Source organism: Mycolicibacterium setense (assembly GCF_000805385.1).
In the GTDB taxonomy this organism is placed as follows: domain Bacteria; phylum Actinomycetota; class Actinomycetes; order Mycobacteriales; family Mycobacteriaceae; genus Mycobacterium; species Mycobacterium setense.
Genome location: NZ_JTJW01000010.1, coordinates 90732 through 115167 on the forward strand (window position 1 = coordinate 90732; position 24436 = coordinate 115167).

The following is a 24436-nucleotide window of genomic DNA, read 5'->3' on the forward strand; positions in this document are numbered from 1 at the left end:
ACCTACGATGGAGCCATGAGCCGGGCCCTGGTCATTGGCGAGGCGCTGATCGACGTCGTCGAGAGCGACGGCAGGATCAGTGGTGAATATGTCGGCGGCAGCCCGCTCAACGTGGCCGTCGGCCTCGGCCGGTTGGGCCGCGGCGTCGACTTCCTCACCCACATCGCCGGGGACGACCGGGGCCGGCGCATCGCCGATTATGTGGAAAACTCTGGTGTGCAACTGGTTTCGGGTAGCACGACAGCCAGCCGAACACCTTCCGCGCTGGCCACCCTGGACTCCGCCGGATCGGCTCATTACAGCTTCGACATCGACTGGCAGCTGGCAGGCACACCCGAGGTGGCCACGCCGCTGCTGGTCCACACAGGTTCGATCGCCACCGTGCTGGAGCCGGGCTGCCGCGCTGCCGCCGCTCTGCTCGACGCCTACCGCATGTCGGCAACCATCAGCTTCGATCCCAACATCCGGCCGGCCGTGATCCGGGACGCCGACATCGCCCGCGGGCGCATCGACCGGCTCGTCGAGCGCGCTGACATCGTCAAAGCCTCCGAGCAGGACCTGCGCTGGATGGATCCCCGGCACTCCCCCGAACAGATCGCGCGGGCCTGGCTGGAGGTGGGCCCGTCAATCGTCGCGGTGACCTCGGGCGAGCGGGGCGCCTTCGCGGTGTGCCGGGCGGGCACGGTGTCGGTTCCGGCGCGGCCGGTGCAGGTGGCGGACACCGTCGGGGCCGGCGATGCCTTCATGGTGGGCCTGCTCGATGCGGTGTGGTCGTTGGGGTTACTCGGCGCAGACCACCGTCGCGAGCTGGGGCGGATAGGCACCGAGGCCCTCGAAGATGTCCTGGAGTCCGCGGCGCTGTCGGCGGCGTTGACAGTGGCCCGCCCCGGTGCCGACCTGCCGGACGTCGCCGCGCGGGACGCCGCGGCACAGGCGTGAGTGGCGGTCAGGCGCGGCCGATCACGTCCGCGATGAGCTCGGCCACCAGGTGAGCCTGCGTCTCGGCCAGGCGGGCGTATCCGCACACCAGCCCCTGGGCGCCGGCGGCCTCCGAGGAGCCCGAATAGTACGCAGCCAGCGGCGAGACGCTGACACCCCGATCACGGAGTGCGGCAGCGATCGCGATGTCGTCGCTCCCGTCAGGCAGCCGGAGCACCAGGTGAAGCCCCGCCTCGACTCCCTCCAGTCCTGCACCTGTGCAATGCGTTTCGAGCGCTTCGACGAGCGCTGCCCGCCGCGCCGCGTACGTCCGGGCCGCCCTGGCGAGGTGACGGGTCATCGCACCCGACTCGATGAACCGCGCCAGCGCGAGAGAGGTTACCCCGCAGACTGATTCACCACTGGCGTTCAGCGCATCGACCACCGCGTGCCGCAGAGCCGGCGGTGGCAGCAGCCAGGCGATCCGGAGCGTGGGCGTGAGCATCTTGGACGCCGTCCCGATGTAGACCACGCGGTCTCGGCCGCCGTCGATACCGCGCATTGCGGGCAGTGCGGAGACGTCGTACCGGAATTCGCCGTCGTAGTCGTCCTCGATGAGCAGGCTGCCGGTCCGGGCCGCCCAGTGAACCAGGCGGGCACGGCGGGACACGGGTAGTCGCGCCCCGAGCGGATACTGATGTGCCGGAGTGCAATACACGGCCGCATCGGAATCCCGCAACGCTTCCGGGTCGAGGCCGTCTGCGTCGACCGGCACGGCGCGGGGCCGGGCTCCGCACAACTCGAACGCCCGCCGCGCCTCGTCATAACCCGGTTCCTCGAACGCGATGTCGTGGCCGGTCAGACCGGCGGCCGCGGTGACGGTACGCAGTGCCGAGGCCACGCCGGGCACGATGATCAGTTCACCGGGGTCGGCGACGATGCCGCGGGTGCGCCGAAGATGGCCGGCCAGTGCCAGACGGAGTTCGGCATGCCCGTCCGGCCCTGCTGCGAGGGCCGGAACGGGTGCGGCCGCGGCGGCCCGCCAGGCACGCCGCCAGTCAGTGGTCGAGATCAGCTGCGGATCGGGGTGACCGGGCATGAGATCCCACGCCGGCGGCTGCTGACGCGGTTCGGGTGGCGGCGCGGCGGCCGCGCCGCTCGAGTCGACGTGCGAAGCCGCACCTGCGCGGGCTGCGGCGTCGGCGCCGTCGGCGATCCGGGTGCCCGATCCGAGCCGAGCGGTGGTGTAGCCCGCGGCGGCGAGCTCGTCGTACGCGTCGACCACCGACGAGCGGGCCACGGCGAGTTCGGCAGCCAGGCCGCGTGTCGATGGCAGCAGGTCGCCGGGACCGAGCCGGCCCAGCCGGATCTGTTCGATGATGGCCGCCGCGACGCGCTGGCGCAGCGGTGACCCGTCGTCGGGAAGCCGCAATGCCAGGTGCAGCTCGGGTGCGTGGCGCGCCATGCCGCCACAATAGTGGTCTGCCCTTCTTCGCCAATTCTGGATCTTCTGGCCATGCCGGAATAGCGCCAGAATTCAGGGCGTGAAGCAGATCAGGAGACTCCAGGAACACGCCCGCGGCCATCGCACCGACCTCGACTCGGTGCTCGACGCTGCGTCCGTGGGGACGCTCGCGACCGTGGTGGACGGACAACCGTGGGTCGTGCCCATGCTCTACGCCCGCGACGGCGATCGGGTGATCCTGCACGGGTCGACGGGGGCCGGAGCCCTGCGACACGTCGCGGCCGGGTCGCCTGCCGCGTTCTGCGTGACTCTTCTCGACGGAATCGTGGTGGCGGACACGCTTTTCGACTCCACGGCCAACTATCGATCAGCTGTCGTACGCGGGCACCTGGCCGTCATCGATCCGGGTGAGGCCGCCTACGCACTGAATCTGATGAGCGATTCACTGATTCCCGGCCGCAGTTCGGAGGTGCGGTCCAGCACCAAGAAGGAGCTCGCCGCGACGCTGACGATGGCCCTCCCGATCACGCCCGACGGCTGGACCGTCAAGGTGCGCGACGCACCGCCAGAACTACCGGATGACGCGGCCGATTCCGGCGGATGGGCCGGAGTGGTGCCATTGCGGACCGTGGCCGGTGATCCGGTCCCCGCGCCGTGGATCGGCACGGATGTCGAGCCGCCCGAGTCGGTGTACCGCCTGGTCAAGGGCAGCTGACGCGGCGCACCGAGCCGCTGGTTCTTCGCACACGCGCCGATATCAAGCCATACTGGGCAAATGCGATCCATCTGGAAGGGTTCGATCGCCTTCGGCCTGGTGAACGTGCCGGTCAAGGTCTACAGCGCGACCGAGGACCACGACATCAAGTTCCATCAGGTCCACGCCAAGGACAATGGGCGGATCCGCTACAAGCGGGTCTGCGAAGTATGTGGCGAGGTCGTCGAGTTCCGCGATATCAACAAGGCGTTCGAATCCGACGACGGACAGATGGTGGTGATCACCGACGAGGACATCGCCACGCTGCCCGAAGAGCGCAGTCGCGAGATCGAGGTCGTCGAGTTCATCCCGGCCGAGCAGCTCGATCCGTTGATGTACGACAAGAGCTACTTCCTGGAGCCCGACTCGAAGTCCTCGAAGTCATATGTGCTGTTGGCCAAGACTCTCGCCGAGACCGAGCGGGTGGCCATCGTGCACTTCTCGCTGCGCAACAAGACGCGGCTGGCCGCGTTGCGGGTCAAGGACTTCAGCAAGCGCAACGTCATGGTGATCCACACCCTGCTGTGGCCCGATGAGATCCGCGATCCGGATTTCCCGGTGCTGGACAAGGAAGTCGAGATCAAGCCGGCCGAGTTGAAGATGGCCGGTCAGGTCGTGGAGTCGATGACCGACGACTTCAAACCGGACCGGTTCCGCGACGACTATCAGGAACAGCTGCATGAGCTGGTTCAGGCGAAACTCGAAGGCGGAGAGGCATTCGCGGTCGAAGAGCAGCCCACCGAACTCGACGAGACCGAGGATGTGTCCGACCTGCTGGCCAAGCTGGAGGCCAGCGTGAAGGCCCGCGGCGGCGGCGATTCCAAGGAGCCCGCCAAAAAGGCGCCCGCCAAGAAAGCACCGGCGAAAAAGGCTGCGAAGAAGGCTCCGGCCAAGAAGGCCGCCGCCAAGAAGTAGCTCAGCGGCGGCAATCCAGATCCACGTACACCGTTGTGTACTGCAGGTTCTGTCCGGGGTTGAACGACGTGATGCTTGCCGCACCGGCCGGTACCTGCGGTCCGGTGACCGAACGCCCTTGGCGGACGGCGCTCACCGTGCACTCGTCGATCGCTTTGGTGCCGACCTTGCTCAAGATCACCCGGTATCCCTCACTCTGCAACTGACTGATGGTCTCGCTCGCCGACGCCTCGCTCGGTGCGGCGGCAGCCGTCGCGGCCGATGCCGCTCCGAGTCCACACAGCCCGACACCTACGGCAAGCACGTTCCTCATGTTCTGCGTCACTGGATTAGCCGATCCTTCCGATTCCGTTGAAGTGGGCTAAACCGTAAGTCGCCGAATTCCGTTGTCCGACAGACTCATACCGAATCCACACTGGTTAACGCACAGCGAACACCGCGGAAACACTGTGTTTACATCGAGGCAGCGGAACCGCCGTCAGGCCGGAACGTCGACGCGTAGGGCCTCGTGTTCATCCAGAATCCGGCGCAGCGCCGCGTCCATGGGATGGGCCGACTCGAGGTCATGGCTGCACCGGCGATCGACGGCGACCACCGCGGCCGGCCGCAGGGGTGTGTGGTCGATCTGATCGACGAATCCGTCGAACATCGTGCGCGGGGTCGCCAGGTAGTAGAGGCCGTGACGAGCGTCGACGAACCGCGCGCCGTACATCAGGCCGCACTGAGTGATGACGAACAACTCCGATGCCGCATGCACAGGGCCCGGCTGACCCAGCTCCTGCTCACCCCATGCTTCCGCTGCCATTCGGGCCGAGGCCAACCGGTCCTGCAGGTCATCGGTGCATGCCAGCAGCCGGTGGACGAGGGTGCCCGCCGTCGACGGGTAGTGGTCGATCGCGGGGCTGAAGTACCGCGCGAAAACGTCGCCGAAGAAGTCATAGCGCTGCTGGGTCATTGCGGCTCCCACCTTGAGCTGACCCCTCAATTGTGCGCCCGCACCCGGCGGCCGCGCAGCGGCTTTGGGCAACCCATCGCGACACGCGAAGCAACATGCGGGACGACTAGAACGTGTTTCAGAAACAGCCCACAGCCGGCGTACGACCCTGCTAGCGTGGCGCCGAGCCACAGAACGGAGCGCACGTGATTCTGGACAGATTCCGCCTCGACGACAAGGTCGCGATCGTGACGGGAGCGGGGCGTGGGCTGGGTGCCGCCACCGCGCTCGCTTTCGCCGAAGCTGGTGCCGACGTGCTCATCGCGGCCCGCACACAGGCTCAACTCGACGAGGTGGCCGCCCAGATCGCCGAGACCGGACGCAAGGCGCACGTCGTCGTCGCCGACCTCGCCCACCCCGAGGCCACCGCCGAGCTCGCGGCCGCCGCGGTGGAGGCGTTCGGGAAACTAGACATCGTCGTCAACAACGTCGGCGGCACCATGCCCGCGCCGCTGCTGAACACCTCGACCAAGGACCTGCGCGACGCGTTCACCTTCAACGTGTCGACCGCGCATGCGCTGACGTGTGCGGCCGTGCCGCTGATGCTCGAGCACTCCGGCGGCGGCAGCATCATCAACATCACCTCGACGGTGGGGCGCCTGGCCGGACGCGGATTCGCCGCCTACGGCACCGCGAAAGCCGCCCTCGCGCACTACACCCGGCTCTCCGCACTGGATCTGTGCCCCCGCATCCGCGTCAACGCCATCGCCCCGGGGTCGATCCTCACCTCGGCGCTGGACATCGTCGCCTCCAACGACGCGTTGCGTGATCCGATGGAGAAGGCCACCCCGCTGCGTCGGCTCGGCGACCCGGCCGACATCGCCGCCGCCGCGGTGTATCTGTCTTCCCCGGCGGGCAGCTACCTGACCGGCAAGGTGCTCGAAGTCGACGGCGGCCTGAACATGCCCAACCTCGATCTGCCCATCCCCGACCTCTGAGGAGAACAATGACCATTCGCGTTGCGGCGGTCGGCACCGGAAACGTCGGCAAGCATGCGCTCGCGCAACTCGTCACCAATCCGGACTACGAACTCATCGGAGTCTGGGTGTCCTCGGCGGCCAAGGCCGGTAAAGACGCGGGAGAGCTTGCCGGCCTTGATGTTTCGACCGGAGTTCTGGCCACCGATGATCTGGACGCCATTCTGGCCGACAAGCCGGACTGCGTGGTGTACACCGCTCTGGCCGACCACCGGTTGCCCGAGGCACTCGAGGATTACCGGCGCATCCTGGCTGCCGGGGTCAACGTGGTGGCCAGCTCCGCGGTGTTCCTGCAGTACCCGTGGGGAGTCCTGCCGGCCGAGCTGATCGAGCCCATCGAGAGTGCCGCCGAGGCGGGCGGCGCCAGCATCTTCGTGAACGGTATCGACCCCGGTTTCGCCAATGACCTTCTGCCCCTTGCTCTTGCCGGCACCTGTCAGCAGATCGAGCAGATCCGGTGCATGGAGATCGTCGACTACGCCACCTACAACAGTGCGGCGGTGATGTTCGATGTGATGGGCTTCGGCAAGCCCATCGACGAAACCCCCATGCTGCTGCAACCGGGCGTACTCAGCCTGGCCTGGGGTTCGGTGGTCCGGCAGCTCGCCGCCGGCGTCGGCATCGAGCTCGACGAGGTGACCGAGGAGCACACCCGGGTCCCGGCGCCCGAGGACTTCGACATCGCGGCCGGGCACATCCCGGCCGGCACCACCGCGGCATTGCGGTTCGAGGTACGCGGCATGCGCGACGGAAAGGCCGCAGTGGTGCTGGAGCACGTGACGCGGCTGCGCGCAGACCTGTGCCCGGAATGGCCCCAACCCGCCCAGGAGGGCGGCTCGTACCGCGTTGTGGTGACCGGCGAACCCTCCTACACGCTGGATTTGTGCCTGAGCAGCCCCAACGGCGACCACAACCACGCCGGTCTGGTCGCCACCGCGGCGCGGGTGGTCAACGCGATCCCGGCCGTGGTGGCCGCGGATCCGGGCATCGTGACCACGCTCGATCTGCCGTTGATCACCGGTCGGGGTCTGTACGCTGCGGCTAGAACCCCGTTGGAAGGATCGCTGCCATGAGAATTCGCTTCACCACGCTCACCGGTTGTCTGATCGCCGGCGGCGCTTCCGCGGCGATCGCCTTGGCCCCGCTGGCCTCGGCCGAACCCAGCGCTCCGAGCGAACCTCGCCTGCTGCCGCAGTGCGAGGTGACGGGCGGCAGTTCGGTCGAGGGCGGGCAGACCACCGAGTGCGCGTCGGAAGGCAACGTGCAGATCGACTCCACCCCGCCACAGCCCGGTTACGGGATGTTTCCCTGGGACGACGAGTTCTTCGTTCTCTGACCAGCGCTGACAACACTTTTCAGACGTAGACTTGCTCCAGCGATCGGAGCAGGTCATGACCAACATCTCTCGGTGCCTGGCCGCGTTGCTGGCGGTGCCGTGTTTCGCGATTCTCACGGCCCCGGCCGGTTCTGCCGCACCCAAGTGCACCAACACCGGACCGACCACCACGCAATGCCAAACCAACGGCAGCACTCAGATCGTCACCTCACCGCCGGCGATGAACTACGGTCCCTGGTACGGCTGGGGATTCGGAACCGGCATCATTCTTGGATGGTGAAGGTCATTTTCGGCACGGCAGTCTTGTCCGCCGCAGTAGGGCTCGTCGCCGCGCCGCCGGCGTCCGCCGACCCGCAATGCACCGATGTCGGTGGCGCGACGCGTTGTTCGAGTCCCGGCAATGTGCAGATCAACACCAATCCCCCGCAACACGGGCCGTACCTTCCCTACGGCTGCGATCCGGCGTACGCGGCGCTCTGCTACGACAACATCCCTGGGATCGCGATCGACATCGGCGGCGGTGGAGACCACAACGGCGGTGGTGGCGGAGGGCGTCACCCCCACCGCCGTTGACCACCGAGGCAAGGTTTCGGGTACCCTAACTTTTCTATTCGCATACCCGGATAGAAGGTGGGGACGTTGTTAGAGGACACCAAGGTGCGCACGACGCCGAGCTGGATACTGCTCGGACCGGCGTTCGTCGCCGCGATCGCCTACGTCGACCCCGGGAACGTCGCCGCGAACGTCAGCGCAGGCGCACAGTTCGGCTACCTGCTGGTCTGGGTCATCGTCGTGGCCAACGCCATGGCCGGCCTGGTGCAATACCTCTCGGCCAAGCTGGGCCTGGTCACCGGTCGCTCACTGCCCGAAGTGGTCGCCGACCACACGCGCACCCCGACCCGGATCGCCTACTGGATACAGGCCGAATTGGTCGCGGTGGCAACCGACCTCGCCGAAGTCGTGGGTGGAGCGATCGCCCTACACCTGCTGTTCGACCTACCGCTGCTGATGGGCGGTGTCATCACCGGCGCCGTGTCACTGCTACTGCTGAGCGTGCAGAACCACCGCGGCCAACAGGTGTTCGAGCGGGTGATCACCGGACTGCTGATGATCATCGCGATCGGCTTTCTGACCAGCCTGTTCGTCGAGCCTCCTCCGGCCGCCGACGTCGCGTCCGGCCTCATCCCCCGATTCCAGGGCGCCGAAAGCCTGCTGCTGGCCACCGCGATGCTCGGCGCCACGGTGATGCCGCACGCGGTCTACCTACACTCCGGCCTGGCCCGCGACCGCCATGGCCACCCCGAGCCGGGCGCCCGGCGACGGCGTCTGCTGCGGGTCACCCGCTTCGACGTCGGCCTCGCGATGCTGCTGGCCGGTGCGGTGAACCTGGCCATGCTGCTGGTCGCGGCCACCAACCTGCAGGGACTCGACAACACCGACTCGATCGAGGGTGCCCACGCCGCCGTCCGCGACACCCTGGGCCCGACGGTCGCCCTGCTGTTCGCCATCGGACTGCTGGCCTCCGGGTTGGCCTCCACCTCAGTCGGCGCGTACGCGGGCGCGATGATCATGCAGGGGCTGCTGCGTCGCTCCTACCCGTTGTTGCTCCGCCGATTGGTCACCCTGATCCCGGCGCTGGCCATCCTGGCCATCGGCGTCGACCCCAGCCGCGCCCTGGTGCTGTCACAGGTCGTGCTGTCCTTCGGCATACCGCTGGCTCTGATCCCGCTGGTGCGGTTGACCAGCAACCCGACCCTGATGGGCGACGACGTCAACCACCGCGTCACCACCACACTCGGATGGGGTGTTGCCGGGTTGATTAGTGTGCTCAACGTGGTGCTGATCTATCTGACCGTGACGGGCTGAGTGCTTCACCCGTACTTCGCCTACGGCTCGAATCTGTGCGTGACACAGATGGCCCGGCGCTGCCCGGGCGCGCTCGATCCCCGACCGGCGCGCCTGGACGGCCACGGCTGGCTGATCAACCAACGCGGCGTGGCCACCATCTCGCCGCTCGACGCCGGACATGTGCACGGCGTTTTGTGGCAGGTCACCGACCACGATCTGGCCGCACTCGACATCGCCGAGGGAGTGCCGGTGCGCTATCGCCGGGGCCGGCTGACCGTGCACACTGCGGGCGGGCCCGAACCGGCCTGGGTCTACATCGACCATCGCGTCGAACCCGGCCCGCCACGGCCCGGCTATCTGGAACGGATCCTGGCCGGTGCGGCGCACCACCGGCTCCCACACCCATGGGTCGAGTTCCTGCGATGCTGGGCCGGCTAGTCCTTGGCCACACAAGCCGCCAATTCACCTATCACGTCGGCGATTTCGCGCCGCCTCCGCCAAGCCAGACGCTGCCGCATCGCGCCGTTGCCCTCGGCCGCGACGCACGCGATCTCGTCACGCACCATCTCGTAATCACCCAACCGGAGCAACGCGGGCCGCACCGATTCGACGAATCGGTCGAGTAACTCGCGCAGCGGGACCGTCGACTGGTCTCCCAACAGATCGATGCCGTCGCCCTCCAGGCCGTCGTGAGCGGCCTTCCAATGGGCCGCGCGAATCTGGTAATCCGCCAAACGCGGAACCGATTGGCCGTCGTCGTGCCCGTGCAGCGCCGTCATCACCCCGGCGCGGATCAGCGTGGCGACCAGCACCGTCTCGGCCACGGTGGCCGGCACGTCGGACACCCGCACTTCCACGGTCGGGAAGTTCGCCGACGGACGGACATCCCAATAGATCATGCCGTCGTCCAGCGCAGCGCCTGCCCGCTCCATCATCCCCACGGCAGCGTCGTACTGCGCGGCCGAATCGAAATGCGGCGGAGGCCCTGAGCTCGGCCACCGCGACCACAGCACGCTGCGGAAGCTGGCGTAGCCGCTGTCGGTGTTGCGGTAGATCGCCGAGTTGGCGGTCAGCCCCAACAACACATGCAGCCAAGGCCGCATCCAGTTGCTCACATAGATGGCATGCGACCGGCTGGGCACCGCGACGTGGACGTGGCAGCCGCAGATGCCCTGTTCGTGGGCGATCATGCCGAATCGGTGGGCGATTCTGCGGTAGCGCGCCGTCGGAGTCACCGGAAACCGGTGCGGCACGGTCGGCGGCAGCCCGACAGCCAGCAGCTGGGCCCCGCTGGCGGCGGCGGCCTCGCCGGCAACCCGGCGGAGCCTGATCAGCTCGGAGCGCAGAGCGCTACTGGAGTCCATCACGTCCGTGGTGGTTTCGACCTGGCAGCTGGTCAGCTCCAGTTGCAGGTCCACCCCGTGTTCGGCGGCGTAGGCGGCGACCTGTTTGTTGCGAGCGATCGGTTCGCCGCGCTCTGGATCGACGAGCAGGAACTCCTCCTCGACACCCACCGTCGGCAGACTCACCACGGCTGAGAATTGCCCGCCGCAGACGCCCCCAAACCTTCAGCTGCCGTGCCTAAGATCGGGTGATGCCCAACGATTTCCGCTTTGGTGTCAGCCTGCGCGCCACCGGATCCCAAGCTCAGATCGCCGACGCGGCACGACGGGCCGAAGATCTCGGCTTCGACGTGCTCAACGTGCCCGACCATCTCGGTGCGCCCGCCCCTTTTCCCACACTGACCGCGGTGGCCGCGGCGACCAGCACGCTGCGCATTGGGACGTTCGTGCTCAATGCCGGCTTCTACAAGCCGGCACTGCTGGCACGCGACGCCACCGCGCTGCGGGATCTGTCCGACGGGCGCTTCGACCTCGGCCTCGGCGCGGGCTACGTGCAAGAGGAGTTCGAAGCCGCCGAACTGCCGTTCCCCAGCGCGCGCGCCCGTATCGACTATCTGCGCCACACCATCGACCACCTGCGTGAGCACGCACCCGACATTCCTATCCTCGTGGCGGGTAACGGTGACCGGCTGCTGACGGTGGCGGCCCAGACCGCAGACATCATCGGCCTCACCGGCGGCGACGGCGTCACCGACGGCAACAGCGACCCATTGGCTGAGCGAATTTCGTTCCTGCGCAACGCAGCCGGTGACCGGTTCGACGAGCTGGAACTCAACATCGCGATCACGGCGATGCCCGCCCCCGGCAGCGAGATGCCGATTCTCAACGTTCCCCGGCACTTCCTACCCGGGCTCAGCGACGAAGAGCTCCTGCGGCACCCCGGGGTGCTCTCGGGCTCGGTGAGCGCCATCGCCGACCGCATTCGCGGTCTGCGTGAGAACTACGGCATCACCTACATCATCGTGCAGATCGCCCATGCCGAGACGTTCGGAAAGGTGATCGCCGAACTCCGGTGAATGTCCTGACCGGCATGGCCCGGGCGCAATCCGGGTATCACTGACCTCACCGCACAAGCCGGGAAAAGGAAGTGGTGAACGACATGTCACACGCCGCAGACGACCTCAGCAAGGCGCCCACGCCGGATCCGGCCGAGGACAACGCGTTCTTCCCGTCGCCCTACTCGTTGAGTCAGTACACCTCAGCCACAACCGACTTCGCCGGCGTCGAACACCCAGGCGCCTACACCGAGGGCCGGTGGAAGATACTCATGATCGCCACCGAAGAGCGCTATGTGTTGTGCCAGAACGGCAAGATGTTCTCGACGGGTAACCATCCGGTGGAGATGCTGCTGCCCCTGCACCACCTGATGCAGACCGGATTCGACGTCGACGTCGCGACCATCACCGGATATCCGGCCAAGCTGGAACTGTGGGCGATGCCCCACGAGGACCACGCCGTCACATCGACCTACGAGGCCCTCAAACCCAAACTCAAACAACCCCTCAAGCTCTCCGAGGTCGTCGCAGATCTCAAGCGAACATCCGACTATCTCGCCGTCTTCATTCCCGGCGGACACGGCGCGGTCGTCGGGCTGCCGGGCAGCGAGGCGGTGGGCCAGACACTGAACTGGGCCCTGGACCACGGCCGGTTCATCATCACCCTGTGCCACGGCCCGGCCGCACTGCTGGCCGCCGGTCTCGGCAAGGCCCGCTCACCGTTGGCCGGATATTCGGTGTGCGTGTTTCCCGACTCGCTGGACGAGGGGCCCAACATCGATATCGGTTACCTGCCCGGGCGTCTGCAGTGGCTCGTCGCCGACCTGCTCGCCAAGCAGGGGCTCACCATCGTCAACGACGACATGGCCGGCACCGTGTACCAAGACCGCCGGCTGCTCACGGGCGACAGTCCGCTGGCTTCCGACGCGCTGGGCAAACTGGCCGTCGACTGCCTGCTCGACGCGCTCGGGCAGCAGCATCAGGCCTGACCGGGGACCCGAGGCGGCACCGGCACGGTGGGTTTCGCGACCCTGCGTTTCAGCCGGGCGCTTCTCAGCACCTGGGCGGCCATGTTGGTGGATGTGATCATCGGGATCACGCCGAGAAACGTGCGCTCGGAGGGCGTATGCCCGTGCAGCTGTTCGAGGCTGCCGAACACATAGAAGCACCCGATGCAGAACAGCGTGGCGGGAATGGCCAGGGCCAGCATGCTGCCGCGGTCGGCGAGGACCTCCCGGGCCAGGGCCAGTTCCTCATCGGTGAGCGGTTCGCGCTTGCGGACCTTGCCCAGCGTTGCCGCCAGCGTGCCGATGGCAAGGTCCGACGTCACATGAACCCGTGCCCGCATACGGCGGGTGAACACGAACGCGGCGGTCGCCGATACCCAGATCAACGCGAAGGCGATGATCGCCAGAAGGCCGAACAGGCTCGAAGTCGTCATGTCACACCGCCTGTCGTTGCCGCACGGGGCGCTTTCGCAGCGGACGCTGCCGGATGAACGTCGGCCACCAGAACCACGGGCCCAGCAGGCGCAACAGGCATGGCACGATGAACGACCGCACGATCAGCGTGTCGAGCAACAGGCCGATGCAGACCGTCGAACCGAGCTGACCGATGGTGCGCAGGTCGCTGATGAGCATCGCCAGCATCGTGAATGCGAACACCAGACCCGCCGACGTCACCACCCCGCCGGTGCTTCCGAGGGCGCGGATCAGCCCGGTGTTGAGTCCGGCGCCCGTCTCCTCCTTCACCCGCGCGATCAGCAACAGGTTGTAGTCCGAGCCGACCGCCACCAGGATGATGAACGTCAGCGGTAGCACCAACCAGTGCAGGTGCAGCCCGATCAGGTGTTGCCACACCAGCACCGACAGCCCGAAGGCGCCGGCATAGGAGAATGCGACCGTGCCCGGAATCACCATGGCCGCCACCAGACTTCGGGTCAGGTACAGCATGATCAGGAAGATCAGCACGAATGCGGCGATCGCCACGATCAGCAGATCCGACGCGGCGTAGGTCTTGATGTCCTTGTTGTTGGACCCGGCGCCGCCGATGTAGATCTTGGCGCCGGCCAGTGACGTTTCCTTCAGCGCCATCTTGATCGCGTCGGGGAACTGCTCGACGTGGTCGATGCCTTCGGGCCCCATCGCGTTGCCGTCGTGGGTGACGATGAACCGGGCCGCCTTGCCGTCCGGTGACATCATCAGCTGCATACCGGTTTTGACGTCCTCGTTGTCGAACGCCTCCCTGGGAATGTAGAAGAAGTCGTCGCTGCGAGACCGGTCGAAGTCGTTGCCCACGTTGATCAGGTCGTAATACGTCTGGTCGGTCTGTGTGGTCTGCAGATGCGCCGGTCCGTAGTTGTTGGTGATCACGCCGAGCAGCGAACGACTGTCCGACATCATCCGCTCCAGTTGCGAGATCATCTGCGGCAGCAGCCGGTCGACGGCCTCGAAGGATGTGACGGCGTTGGAGATCTCGGCATCGAGGCTGTCGATACCGTCCAGTGAATCGAACAGCGAGCGCATCGCCCAGCACGCGGGGATGTTGAAACAGTGCGGCTCCCAGTAGAAGTAGTTCTTCAGCGGGCGCAGAAAATCGTCGAGGTTGGAAATGCCGGCGTTGACGTCGTCGGTGACCTGTTTGAGGTTCTCCAATGTGAGTACGGTGGAATGGAATTCGTCCGACAACTGCTGGGTCAGTCCGATCACCTGCTGCAGCACCTCGACCGAACGTTGTTGAATCTCGGCCTGCTTGTCGGTGTTCTCGTTCTGCAGCTCGTTGAAGGGCAGCTGCTGGCCGCTTCCGCTGCCCTGGGTGGTGAACAGGTACGGAATCGTCGCGTGCTCCAACGGGCGGCCCAGCGGTCTGGTGATGCTCTGCACCATCGCGACACCGGGCAATCGGATCAGGCTCTTGGCGACCCGATCCAACGAGATGAAGTCGGCCGAGTTGCGCATGTCGTGGTCGGACTCGATCATCAGCATCTCGCTGAACAACTTGCTCTGCGAGAAGTGGCGATCAGCGGCCTGGAAACCGAGATTGGCCGAGGCCGCGGCCGGTTGGTACGCACGGTCGTCGTAACTGACCCGATAGGTCGGCAGGAAGACCGCTCCGGCCAGGACAACAGCGCAGCTGGCCACCAAGATCGGCTTGGGCCAGCGCACCACGCTCGTCCCGATGCGCCGATACAGGTGGCCCTTGGTGACTCGTTTCGGATCGAACAGGCCGAACAAGCTGCCGAGAGTGAGCAACGACGGCGCCAGCGTCAGGGCCGCCGCGATGGTGAACAGCATGCTGATGGCGACGGCCGGTCCCATGGTGTGGAAGTAATCCAGGCGCGCCAGACTCAGGCAGTAACACGCCCCGGCGATCGTCAACCCCGAGCCGATGATGATCGGCGCGACACTTCGATAGGCGGTGTAATACGCGGCTTCTCGGCTCTCACCGGCCTGTCGGGCCTCCTGGTAGCGGCCGAGCAGGAATATCCCGTAGTCCGTTCCGGCGCCCAGTGTCAGCGCCACGACGATGTTCACCGCGAACGACGACAACGGGATGACGCCGAGGTGCCCGAGCGTGGCGATGACACCCTTGGCCACCAGCATCTCGATCAGGACGCTGACCAACGGCACCAGCAGGGAGGAAACCGAGCGGTAGACCATCAGCAGCATCAGCACGATCAGGATGATCGTCAGGATCGTGATGTTGTTCAGGCTGGAGTTGGCGATCTCCAGGGTATCCGCGGCCAGCGGTGCGGCCCCACTGACGTATACCTTCAGCCCGGGCGGCGGGGTGTCGTCGGCGATGATGTCGCGGACCGCCTGGACGGATTCGTTCGCCTGCAACTGCCCGATGTTCCCCGCGAGCCGCAACAACACGAATGTCGCTTTGCCGTCGACACTTTGGGCGCCCGCGGCGGTGATCGGCTTGCCCCACAGGTCCATGACGTACTGGACGTGCTCGGGGTCGTGCTTGAGCCGCTGCATCAGATCGTCGTAGTACCGGTGATCGCCGTCGTCGAGCGGCCGGTCGGCCTCCAGGACCAGCATGGTGAGGCTGGTGGACGTGGACTCCTGGAACTTCTCACCGATGCGCAGCATCGCGACCTGCGATGGCGCGTAGCTCGGGATCATCGAGCCGGCGAGCGCCTCGGCGACGCGCTCCACCTGCGGGACGAAGGTGTTGGTGCTGACTGCCACCAATGCCCAGAACACGATGATCGGCACGGCCAGGATCCGTACCGTTCGGGCGACGACGGGCCGGCCGTCCCGATGCATACTCACGCCGACTTCACCCGGCAGGTGACGTCCGCGTCGGAATGGGTCGACGATTGCTCGTCGCGCACAACGTCATTCACCAACATCCGGCAGCCCACCTCGCCACCGTCGACCTGCACCGAGATGCTGCCCGAGACCACGGTGAGCGTCGTCGTCTCGGTGTGCGTCCAGGGCAGCTCGGTGACATCGACCTTGTGGGGATGCCCGTCGATGTCGACGTAGCTCAGTATTCCGCCGTTGCCGAGGGACCCGAACACCTCGTAGGTGAGCCGCTTCGGCGTGAACTGCTCGGGCGCCTGCGCCGCCAGGACGGTCGGAACCGGCCCCGGCTCCGACATCTGGTGCACCTTCCACACCCCGAGCCCTCCGACCACGAGAGCGATGACGGTGACCAGCGGCAGCCATCCCTTGCCCAGGACGGTCCGGCCTCGTTGGCCGCGGCGCGCGCGACGGCCTCGGGTGCCCCGCCCGCTCACGGGTTGCTCGCCGATCATGACGGAAATATATATCGCATACAGGAACCATTACTCAAGACGTCCGCAGCACCTGGGCACACATTCACAGCAGGCTGACAGGCAGGAACTGAATGGCTGCGATGGCATAGAACACCGGTATTGGCGCGACTTCCGTGGGTGCGCCACTGCTGATGTCGCGACCGCGCACCAGGCGAGGGAGCGCTCAAATTGCTCAATTTACTTCCTGTCAATGATATAAATGAGCCGTGACCGGCACCCCCACCGACAGCAGCGTGGAAGCGATTTCGGCGATGCTCGTGGCGAGCGCCGATCTGATGTGGCGCCACCTCGCCGATCGCAAGGGATTGAGCGCGAGCGCGACGCTGGTGCTGGTCCGCCTCAACCGGGAGGGACCGATGCGGGTCACCGCCCTCGCCGAGGCGGAAGGGGCGAGCCAATCGGGCATGACGCAGCTGGTACAACGTCTGGAAAGCCAAGGGCTGCTGGAACGTTGTAGCGATCCCGACGATGGACGGGCGTGCCTGGTGAAGGTCAGCGAGGGTGGCCGCCGGCTGTGGGAGGAACGTGCCGTCGTCCGCAAGCAACGCATCGCCGAACTGTTGGCCGCGTTGCCGGAGGATGACCAGACGACACTGTGGCTGGCCGCGCAAGTCGCGGCCCGGCTGGTCGATCAGATGCGCGAGATCGCCGACGCTCCGGACATCGCCGGCGACTAGGGTGATGCCACAGACCTTCACCCGTCGACGATCACACCGGCCACCGTCGCAGCGAACCCCGGAAATCTCGTGGTTCTCGACCGCACCGGTGCTACGTCGACGCCGATCCCCAGGAGGCGAACGCAATGGCCATGGACGGCTCAGTCACGGTGCGGATGCCCGCGCCGGCAGACCAGATCTGGGACCTCATCTCCGACGTCCGTAACACCGGGAAGTTCTCGCCGGAGGTGATGGAAGCCGAGTGGCTCGACGGTGCGACCGGCCCCGCGCTCGGCGCGCGGTTCCGCGGGCACGTCAAGCGCAACGAGATCGGGCCGATCTATTGGACGACGTGCAAGGTGACGGCGTGCGAACCGGGGCGCGAGTTCGGCTTCGCGGTCCTGGTCGGGGACCGGTCGGTCAACAACTGGCACTACCGGTTGGAGCCCGCCGGAACCGACACCGATGTCACCGAATCCTTCCGGATGACACCAGGAGCGTTCACCGCCGTGTTCTCACTTCTGGGTGGGCAGCTCCGTCGTCGTCGCAACATCCGCGACATGCGCAAGACCCTGGAACGGATCAAGGCGGTCGTGGAGGGCTCGGAGCAATAGCAGCCAGGGCGCTGGTCCCCGTGGCGATGCCAAGCGGCATTTAGTTATGCTTATTATTGCTTAGGCATACATATCGGGGCCGGATCACCGGCGCCCGGACATCGGGACATCACGCGGTCGGGAGTGATGTGACCAGGCCACTGGTCATCATCGAGGAGATCGGCATGACGGCACTCATCCCCCCGCCTCTCGACCTGCGCTCTTTGCAGCCCGCCGAGCCGCTGCCGCGGCGTCGCAGGCTCATCCCCCGGTCACGCCGAGGCAAGGCGGCCATCGCCGGTGGACTGGTGGTGCTGCTCGTCGCCGGACTGCTCGGCGCGACGTACCGCGCTTCGCCGGGAGGCACGTTGTGGGGCGTCCAGAAGTCGATCTTCCCCGACCACGCGCAAGAGGTGGCCTTGACCGCTGTCGTCGACGACCTGAAGAAAGCGCAAGACATTCTCGGGAGCGGACAGCAACCCACACCGGATCAGTTGACCGACGCGCGCACGGCACTCAATCAGGCCAAGAAGAGCCTGGACTACGTGTCCCCATCACCTCAACGCACCAGCCTGCAGAACCTCTATTTGCAGCTGACACAACAACTTCTGCAGTACACACCCGATACGGTCCAACGCCTGACGGCGCTGCCGGTGCCACCTCCAGCGCCCCAGGCACCCGACGCGGCACCGACCAGCGCGGCCGCGCCAACCTGGGGGTACACGACCCAGAGCGCCGACGAGTTCATTCCGCCCCCACCCGATGTTCCGGCCGCCCCACTGGCGGACTGGCCCCAGCCGGTCGATCCTCCGTTGACACCCAACCTGGGGTACCTGGGTTATTACGATCCATCCTGGAACCAGCTCTACGGCTACGACCGCAACGACTGGTACAACTACGACCTCGGTGGCTACAACCAGTACGGCTTCGACTTCCTTGGTTACGACCGGTGGGGCTACGACCGCTGGGGATACGACCGGTGGGGCTATGACCGCTGGGGATACAACTGGGCCGGCTACAACTGGGCGGGCTACGACCGCCAAGGCTGGGACCGCAACGGCTGGAACGAATGGGGTCAAAGGCGCGACTACCCAGGTGACCCGCGCAGGCGGGACTGGTACGACCGCCACCATCCGTACAGGCAGTACTACCAGTGGAAGTTCCACATCCACGATCCGGTGTACCGGCGCACGCAGTGGAACAAGGCCCACGGCTTCAACCCGGATCGGTACCGAGACTGGAACCGGCACCGGGATTGGCACAATCCGCGCCACCGCGACTGGGCGCCTCCTCGTCCAGTCGTCAACGTGGACATCCACGTCTCGCTGCCGGTGGTGAACCTGAACGCCTCACTGTCGCAGTTCATCTCCAACGACAAGGCGACAGCTACGGCTCGGCCGCTGATGAAGAGCCTCGCCGACAAATCCGCGCGTGACTTCGCCGATGAACTGACCCCGCGGCACTACACCCTCACCGGGCCGCCGCTGGAGTCGGCGCTACGTAAGCAGCCCGACACAGTCACCGCAAACCGCGAGACATCAGTTGCCCCACCGGCTTTGACAGCACCTGCGCCTGCGGCTCCGCCGTCGAAGGTGTCACCGGAGTTCACTGCGCCCAAACTTGAACCGGTGCCCGCCTACACACCGCCCACGGCCGACGAACCGCGGGAAAAGCGGGAGCCGCGACCGGACAACGTTTCGCCGGGAACCGACTCCGATCCGTCCTCCGGGAAGACTGCGATCCCGCCAAAAGCAGGCGACCCCGACCACGGCGGGGCCCTGCCGCCCGAGTTGAGGCCGGAGACCCCCGATACTCCTGCGGAGGCCACGTCGCCGAAAATGGAGAGCCCACCCAACCCTGCGGTGACACCTCCCCATGAGGACTCGTCGCCGCACCCGGACAATCCCGTTCGTGAGACGCCGGCCGCGCCGGAGCCACCCGCACAGGAGGCCCCGGCTCAGGAGGAGCCACCCCGGCAGCGGACGGCTCCAGAATCACCGGCACAGCCTCCGGTCCGGGAAAAACCGCAGCAGCGGAGCACACCGGAACCGCCAGCGGAGGCTCCCGTCACGCAGGCCCCGGTTCAACAAGCCCCCGCCCCTGAGGCGCCGGTCAAGCAAGCGCCGGCGCCTGAGGCCCCGGCGCGCGAGGCGCCCCAAAGGCAGGACCCGCCCTCATACGAGGCACCCGTTCGGCAAGCACCGCCCGTGCGCGAAGCGCCCGCTCGGCAAGATCCTCCGAGACAGGCACCGCGCGCACACGAGGCGCCACGAGGGGATTCGGGGCCTCGTCAGGCGCCCGAGCAGCCGAAGTCAAAGGGGCCCAAGTGTTCATCATTTCCGATGTGTTGAGGCCCGGCTTCTAGCCGTTCATGGTCCGATGCGGATCGGCGCCGGATTCCACAGGCCGCTGCGAGTGGCGGTGCCGAGGTCGAGGTTGGCTTCGGGCGCATCGACGATGGGGGTGAAGCGACGCAGGGAGCCCCAGTCTCGTCCCCAGTCCCGGGACAGATAGGTGGGCATGACCTGAGCGCGTAACAGGAGGTCGGTGATTCCCAGCGGACCGCCGTTGTCACCGCTCTGCCAGGTGTCGGGCATCTCGACCTTGGCCGGGTAGTCCGGGGAAATCCGGTATTTGGGGACTTGAGTGACACCATTGGCATGCAGCATGGGTTGCTGGCAAGGGAACACCAATCCCACGGCCCAGTCCAGCAGAACCGGTTCAGTGGACCCCAAATACTCTTGCACCGACCGCAATTCGGGCATTCGCGGTGGTGTGACGGCCACCCAGTCACCAACGTTGAGTGAACGGTCGTCGGCAATCACCCGGACGAAGCGGGCATCGGCGGGAATCTCGGCGCGGGGGAAACGCAAGTTACGCCAAGCGGGTTGCGGGCCGATGTCATATGGGGTCAGCCGGCCACCGGGCACCGGGGCGCCGTCGGGTCCGGGTGTCCCGTACTCGAGGGCAACGGTTTGCGCTGCGGTGTGCCCGGACAACACGCTGTTTCCGGTGATGGTGCCGGCGGCGGTGATCACCACGAGCGGGTGGTCTTTGTCTGCAGCAGGCAGTTGATACCACGCCGAGGTCAACGTGCTGACTTGTTGGGGGCCGGCGGTGAAGCTGGCCGCGACCGGTACCCGCGCGGGATCCAGGTTGTAGGGCACCACGACGCTGGACCCGTTGACCCCGGGCCGGTCCAAGGCGGTGGGGGCATCCCAGTCGTAATCGGTTCCGGACTTGGGCTGGCTCTGCCAGATCGCCTCGGCCAGTGTGTGTTCGGGTACTCCGTCGGGGCTGAAGCCGATGGATTCGCTACCTCCCAGCGGCCCCAGTGCGCCGTACCGTCCGGGCAGAGCGGTCAGGAAGCCGATGTTGGGGTCGGGTTCGACGAGGACGTCGTCGGCGAGCCCGCACCCGCCGGCCAGCTCGCGCAGGTTGGCCCACCCGTTGGAGTAGCTGGGGTACTCCTTGATCGCTCCGGTCAGCATCGAGCCGGCCGATACCACCACCATGAGCCCCGCCGCGACCGGCACGGGTGCGGTAGTCACGACGCGGATCAACCGCGTTTCGGGACGCGTCGGCGCGGCCATGTGCAACCAACCGGCATAGCCGGCGGTCAGCAGACTCAAGGCGAAAAGGACGGCGCTGGCGGTGACCGGCCCCCAGTGCGGACTGCTGTCGTTGAACGGCACTCCGTAGCTGGATACGTACCAGTAGCCATTGGTGGATGCGAAACACAAAGCGAGAACGAAAATTACGGTCGCCGCGAAGGCCACCCGGTTGCGCGCCGACCGCAGCACCGTCGGCCCCAGCAGTACGGTCGCCACCGCGGCCATGGCGGCGCCCACGGCGGCAAACAGCCCGAAATGGTGGATCCACTTTGTCGGCGCGAACGTCAGCAGGAACAGGGTGGCGAAGATGACACCCATCAACCGCCACACCGGGCCGGTGGCAATCCCCGGAATCCGCTTGCGCCGCAACAACAACAGTATCGACGGGAACAGACACGCCATCGTGATCAGAATTCCGAAACGCCGAGACAGGGCGGCGTCGGTGGTCGGCAACACCAGATAGAAGTAGCGCAGGTTCTCGGTGTACCAGGGCTGAGCGGGGCCGATGGTGGTGCGCAGTGCCGTGGCCTCGCGCACCGCGGCGATGGTCTGGTCGGCGAAGATCACCGTCAGTACGACGACCCCGGCCGCCGCCAGCGGCAACAGCACCGGCCAGATCCCAACCGTTTTCGCGCGGGCGACGATGATGCGCAGGATCGGGCGCCCGCCTGCCAGCAGGACGGCGACAGCGATGATCCCCGTGGGCTGGATCCCGAGCGTGAATGCGGCGACGACAATCGCGAGCCCTACCGGGGTGGCACGGCGGGTGATGATGGCGCGTTCGACGAGCACGTAGGTGATCAGAGCGCCGGTGGCGATCTGGCCTTCGGGCCGCAGCCCGTTGTTGAACGGCATCCACGCTGCGATGAACACCAGCGCGGCCGCCCACACCGCCACGCGGTTGCCTGCCACCGCTGGACCGAGCCTGGGCAGCACTTCACGGGAGAGCAGCAGCCAGCACACCAACGCGCAGATCAGATCCGGCAGACGCAACCACAGGCTGGCGTGGCTGACATGGGTCATGGCGGCGATCAGTTCGTAGTACCAACCGAACGGGTCCTCGGGACTGCCGAACCAGCGGAAGTAGTTCGCCATGTAGCCGGCATGGCTGGCGGTGTTCGCCATGCCGAACTGATAGCCGTCATCCGAGGACCCCGCGCCGGCGACGAACCAGAACACCGACACCGCGATCACGGTCGCGTCCACCCCGTTGAAGTAGCGCCAACGAGCGGGAACGAGTCGGCGCCCGCGGCGCCCGTCGAGACGGTCCAGGCGCCACAATGCCAGCAGCCCAACGACAGTGCCCAGAATTCCGGCGAGCATCGCCACCGTTTTCAGCGGTGACGGCGAGCTGGTGAAGCGGGTGTCGATCGTCGCGGACAGGGTCAGTCCGGGCGGGGCCGGACCAACCAAATCGGTGAACACCCCCACGATCTGGGGCCGTAGGTTCGGGTCGGCGTATCCGCCGCGCAGTGTCGTGCCAGTGTCGGGATCGGTGAGTCCGCTCACCGTGGCGAACGTGCCCGCCGTCGATGAGGACACGTCGAGCCGTTGACAGGCCGGATCCGCCGTGCGGTTGCGTGGCACGCTGAGAATGACCACATTGCGTGCGATCACGTCGACGCGTTGTGCGGTGGCCGTCACGAACAATCCGTTGAGCATGGCCTGTTTGCCGGCCGCCGGCGCCGTTCCCAACACCAGCTCAGCCGCATTCGGCATCTCGCGAATCACGGTGCACGGCACCGAAGCGGTCATCGATACCGGCGTCAACGACATCAGTGGTGCGGTGACACTGCCCAGCTGCCCGGCTTGAGGCCAATTGAGCGTCGCGGTGGTCTGCACGACCGGCAGCACCGGGATCAGGACACTGGCGACAAACCCCACCAGCCCGGCGACGATCGCCACCCATCGGGTCACCCGTAATGGTCGGCGCGGTTGAGCCGCCGGCCCGTCAACGGGTGCACCGTCGGCGACAGAGGTGGCGTCGCGCACCAGGCTCACCGGGCCACCCCGGCCCTCGTGTTCGCGCGCACCGCACCATCAGTATCCGAAGCAACTGTTACAGTCAAGTGTGCCGCGGCCGTTCGACCACGCCAAACGTGAAGAACTACTGGCCACTGCGGGCGCGATCTTGGCGCGCACCGGCGTGGTCGATACCTCGCTGCGCGAGCTTGCGTCGCAGATGGGAACCAGCGCTCGGATGCTGGTCTATTACTTCGGCAGCAAGGAGCACCTCACCCTCGAAGTCCTGAACCGCCAGCAGCGTGCGGCGATACCGCGGACCGAGGAGTTAGATCTTCCGGACTCGATTGCAGCGCACCGAAAATGGTGCTTCGAGGACTGGTATGCGTGCACGCGCGGTGAACGCCGAGACAGTCTCCGGATCGTGCTGCAGGTCTTTGGTGCCGCATGCGGGGTCGACAGCGCCTATCGCGAATATACCTGGGACACACTGTCCTTGCTGACCCGCAACTCCAAGGCCCGCCTGCAAGCACTCGGTATGCCTGCCCACGTCGCCGAAACCCGTTCACGTATCGCGCTGGCGGCGTTCCAGGGCTTCATCATCGAGTTCTTCACCGCTCCCGATCCGGCCTTCGTCGACGACACCTTCGCCAGATTCGTCGACGAATTCCTGCTCGCACCGTTCGATGCCGAAGACCCAGCGGGCTCCCCCGATGCCACCGATTCGCCGCCCGCCGACTAGCATGAATCGTCCCTGTGGGTTTTTTCGACACCTATTCCGATAGGTCCCTCGCCCCCGTAGCTCAGGGGATAGAGCACGGCTCTCCTAAAGCCGGTGTCGCAGGTTCGAATCCTGCCGGGGGCACCAAGCACGTTGTATGACGTCGGGTCCCCCACCGCCATTTGCCTCACGTCGCCTTGGGCCTGAGCACCCACGCCGGAACCCAGTGCGTGACGGTCTTGCTCTCGGCGCCGTACCGCACGGCGTAGGTGACCAGGCCCCACCACTGGCCTTGCTCGCACAACGCCCAGCAAGTGAGTCTGCCTTCGACGACTCGCGCCATCTGGATGCCGCACGGGTGATAGCGGCCGAGCGAGTGAGGCTCGCGGGGAAACAAAGCCACCAGATCGATCAGGACGGTGGCCGGTGGCCGGACGACGCGGAACACGTCGCGGACCGGCTGACCGCCGTATCCGATGGCCTGCATATCGCCCAC

The 24436-nt window shown here is 66.5% G+C and carries 24 protein-coding genes, 1 tRNA gene and 1 pseudogene; 17 read left to right on the forward strand and 9 right to left on the reverse strand.

From position 1 onward, the window contains the following. Positions 1-15: 15 nt before the first annotated feature. Complete coding sequence (locus tag QQ25_RS25695; protein WP_039381920.1) at positions 16-939, forward strand: carbohydrate kinase family protein; 924 nt, start codon at positions 16-18, stop codon at positions 937-939. 7 nt (positions 940-946) lie between these two features. On the opposite strand, the gene pdxR is transcribed toward QQ25_RS25695, so the two are convergent. After that, positions 947-2383 carry a MocR-like pyridoxine biosynthesis transcription factor PdxR gene (gene pdxR, locus QQ25_RS25700; protein ID WP_039381922.1) on the reverse strand — a complete coding sequence of 479 codons (1437 nt, stop codon included), beginning with the start codon at positions 2381-2383 and terminating at the stop codon, positions 947-949. A gap of 79 nt (positions 2384-2462) precedes the next feature. On the opposite strand from pdxR, the gene QQ25_RS25705 reads away from it, so the two are divergent. After that, the gene (locus QQ25_RS25705; RefSeq protein WP_039381924.1) at positions 2463-3098 is read left to right on the forward strand and encodes a pyridoxamine 5'-phosphate oxidase family protein; all 636 of its coding nucleotides are present in this window, start codon (positions 2463-2465) and stop codon (positions 3096-3098) included. 60 nt (positions 3099-3158) lie between these two features. Continuing rightward, a complete protein-coding gene (gene ku / locus QQ25_RS25710; RefSeq protein WP_039324761.1) occupies positions 3159-4052 on the forward strand; it encodes a non-homologous end joining protein Ku in 894 nt (297 codons plus the stop codon). A gap of 1 nt (position 4053) precedes the next feature. Here ku and QQ25_RS25715 read toward each other — a convergent pair whose 3' ends face one another. Together QQ25_RS25715 and QQ25_RS25720 are read right to left on the reverse strand one after the other, a co-directional pair. Beyond that, the gene (locus QQ25_RS25715; protein WP_234706205.1) at positions 4054-4377 is read right to left on the reverse strand and encodes a hypothetical protein; all 324 of its coding nucleotides are present in this window, start codon (positions 4375-4377) and stop codon (positions 4054-4056) included. Positions 4378-4530: 153 nt separating this feature from the next. After that, positions 4531-5007 carry a glucose-6-phosphate dehydrogenase gene (locus QQ25_RS25720; protein WP_039381925.1) on the reverse strand — a complete coding sequence of 159 codons (477 nt, stop codon included), beginning with the start codon at positions 5005-5007 and terminating at the stop codon, positions 4531-4533. A gap of 185 nt (positions 5008-5192) precedes the next feature. Between QQ25_RS25720 and QQ25_RS25725 the strand changes: the two genes are divergently transcribed. The 7 genes and pseudogenes from QQ25_RS25725 to QQ25_RS25755 all read left to right on the forward strand — a co-directional run. Beyond that, on the forward strand, positions 5193-5984 hold the full coding sequence (locus QQ25_RS25725) for an SDR family oxidoreductase (protein ID WP_039381927.1): 792 nt from the start codon (positions 5193-5195) through the stop codon (positions 5982-5984). Positions 5985-5992: 8 nt separating this feature from the next. Further along, on the forward strand, positions 5993-7096 hold the full coding sequence (locus tag QQ25_RS25730; RefSeq protein WP_039381929.1) for an NAD(P)H-dependent amine dehydrogenase family protein: 1104 nt from the start codon (positions 5993-5995) through the stop codon (positions 7094-7096). Continuing rightward, positions 7093-7359, forward strand: coding sequence for a hypothetical protein (locus tag QQ25_RS25735; protein WP_039381931.1), 267 nt, complete (start codon positions 7093-7095; stop codon positions 7357-7359). Before QQ25_RS25730 ends, QQ25_RS25735 begins: the two co-directional genes overlap by 4 nt. Before the next feature lie 55 nt (positions 7360-7414). Further along, a complete protein-coding gene (locus QQ25_RS25740) occupies positions 7415-7639 on the forward strand; it encodes a hypothetical protein (protein ID WP_039381932.1) in 225 nt (74 codons plus the stop codon). Beyond that, complete coding sequence (locus QQ25_RS25745; protein ID WP_039381933.1) at positions 7633-7932, forward strand: hypothetical protein; 300 nt, start codon at positions 7633-7635, stop codon at positions 7930-7932. Before QQ25_RS25740 ends, QQ25_RS25745 begins: the two co-directional genes overlap by 7 nt. 66 nt (positions 7933-7998) lie before the next feature. After that, on the forward strand, positions 7999-9225 hold the full coding sequence (locus QQ25_RS25750) for an Nramp family divalent metal transporter (protein WP_039325110.1): 1227 nt from the start codon (positions 7999-8001) through the stop codon (positions 9223-9225). Positions 9226-9273: 48 nt separating this feature from the next. Further along, positions 9274-9636 (forward strand): annotated as a pseudogene (locus QQ25_RS25755) (gamma-glutamylcyclotransferase family protein); the annotation flags it as partial. Between the two features lie 5 nt (positions 9637-9641). Here the strand turns inward: QQ25_RS25755 and QQ25_RS25760 are convergent. Then, positions 9642-10721 (reverse strand): glutamate--cysteine ligase, encoded by a 1080-nt coding sequence (locus QQ25_RS25760; protein WP_409370979.1) that lies wholly within the window; start codon positions 10719-10721, stop codon positions 9642-9644. Between the two features lie 80 nt (positions 10722-10801). Here QQ25_RS25760 and QQ25_RS25765 point away from each other — a divergent pair, with 80 nt between their 5' ends. Continuing rightward, positions 10802-11626, forward strand: coding sequence for an LLM class F420-dependent oxidoreductase (locus tag QQ25_RS25765; protein ID WP_039324774.1), 825 nt, complete (start codon positions 10802-10804; stop codon positions 11624-11626). 83 nt (positions 11627-11709) lie between these two features. Next, positions 11710-12594, forward strand: a complete 885-nt coding sequence (hchA, locus tag QQ25_RS25770) for a glyoxalase III HchA (protein ID WP_039382626.1) — start codon at positions 11710-11712, stop codon at positions 12592-12594. On the opposite strand, the gene QQ25_RS25775 is transcribed toward hchA, so the two are convergent. From QQ25_RS25775 to QQ25_RS25785, 3 genes are read right to left on the reverse strand one after another with little or no spacing between them, the layout of a single operon-like run. Next, on the reverse strand, positions 12585-13046 hold the full coding sequence (locus QQ25_RS25775) for a hypothetical protein (RefSeq protein ID WP_039381937.1): 462 nt from the start codon (positions 13044-13046) through the stop codon (positions 12585-12587). The genes hchA and QQ25_RS25775 overlap by 10 nt on opposite strands. A 1-nt stretch (position 13047) precedes the next feature. After that, the gene (locus QQ25_RS25780; RefSeq protein WP_039381938.1) at positions 13048-15903 is read right to left on the reverse strand and encodes an MMPL/RND family transporter; all 2856 of its coding nucleotides are present in this window, start codon (positions 15901-15903) and stop codon (positions 13048-13050) included. Beyond that, positions 15882-16373, reverse strand: coding sequence for an MmpS family transport accessory protein (locus QQ25_RS25785; protein ID WP_082017687.1), 492 nt, complete (start codon positions 16371-16373; stop codon positions 15882-15884). The genes QQ25_RS25780 and QQ25_RS25785 overlap by 22 nt, the downstream gene beginning before the upstream one ends. Positions 16374-16600: 227 nt before the next feature. Between QQ25_RS25785 and QQ25_RS25790 the strand changes: the two genes are divergently transcribed. The 3 genes from QQ25_RS25790 to QQ25_RS25800 all read left to right on the forward strand — a co-directional run bounded on the left by QQ25_RS25790 (position 16601) and on the right by QQ25_RS25800 (position 19994). Beyond that, positions 16601-17071, forward strand: coding sequence for a MarR family winged helix-turn-helix transcriptional regulator (locus QQ25_RS25790; RefSeq protein WP_039381940.1), 471 nt, complete (start codon positions 16601-16603; stop codon positions 17069-17071). A gap of 131 nt (positions 17072-17202) precedes the next feature. Then, complete coding sequence (locus QQ25_RS25795) at positions 17203-17664, forward strand: SRPBCC family protein (RefSeq protein WP_039382628.1); 462 nt, start codon at positions 17203-17205, stop codon at positions 17662-17664. A gap of 128 nt (positions 17665-17792) precedes the next feature. Further along, on the forward strand, positions 17793-19994 hold the full coding sequence (locus QQ25_RS25800; RefSeq protein WP_052236079.1) for a hypothetical protein: 2202 nt from the start codon (positions 17793-17795) through the stop codon (positions 19992-19994). 18 nt (positions 19995-20012) lie between these two features. Here the strand turns inward: QQ25_RS25800 and QQ25_RS25805 are convergent, their stop codons facing one another. After that, positions 20013-23258 carry an arabinosyltransferase domain-containing protein gene (locus tag QQ25_RS25805; protein WP_082017688.1) on the reverse strand — a complete coding sequence of 1082 codons (3246 nt, stop codon included), beginning with the start codon at positions 23256-23258 and terminating at the stop codon, positions 20013-20015. A 70-nt stretch (positions 23259-23328) separates the two neighbouring features. On the opposite strand from QQ25_RS25805, the gene QQ25_RS29870 reads away from it, so the two are divergent. Further along, positions 23329-23961, forward strand: coding sequence for a TetR/AcrR family transcriptional regulator (locus tag QQ25_RS29870; protein WP_052236080.1), 633 nt, complete (start codon positions 23329-23331; stop codon positions 23959-23961). 50 nt (positions 23962-24011) lie between these two features. Next, a tRNA-Arg gene (locus tag QQ25_RS25815) sits at positions 24012-24087 on the forward strand. 40 nt (positions 24088-24127) lie between these two features. Here QQ25_RS25815 and QQ25_RS25820 read toward each other — a convergent pair. Then, the gene (locus QQ25_RS25820) at positions 24128-24427 is read right to left on the reverse strand and encodes a hypothetical protein (protein ID WP_276014599.1); all 300 of its coding nucleotides are present in this window, start codon (positions 24425-24427) and stop codon (positions 24128-24130) included. Positions 24428-24436: the final 9 nt, after the last annotated feature.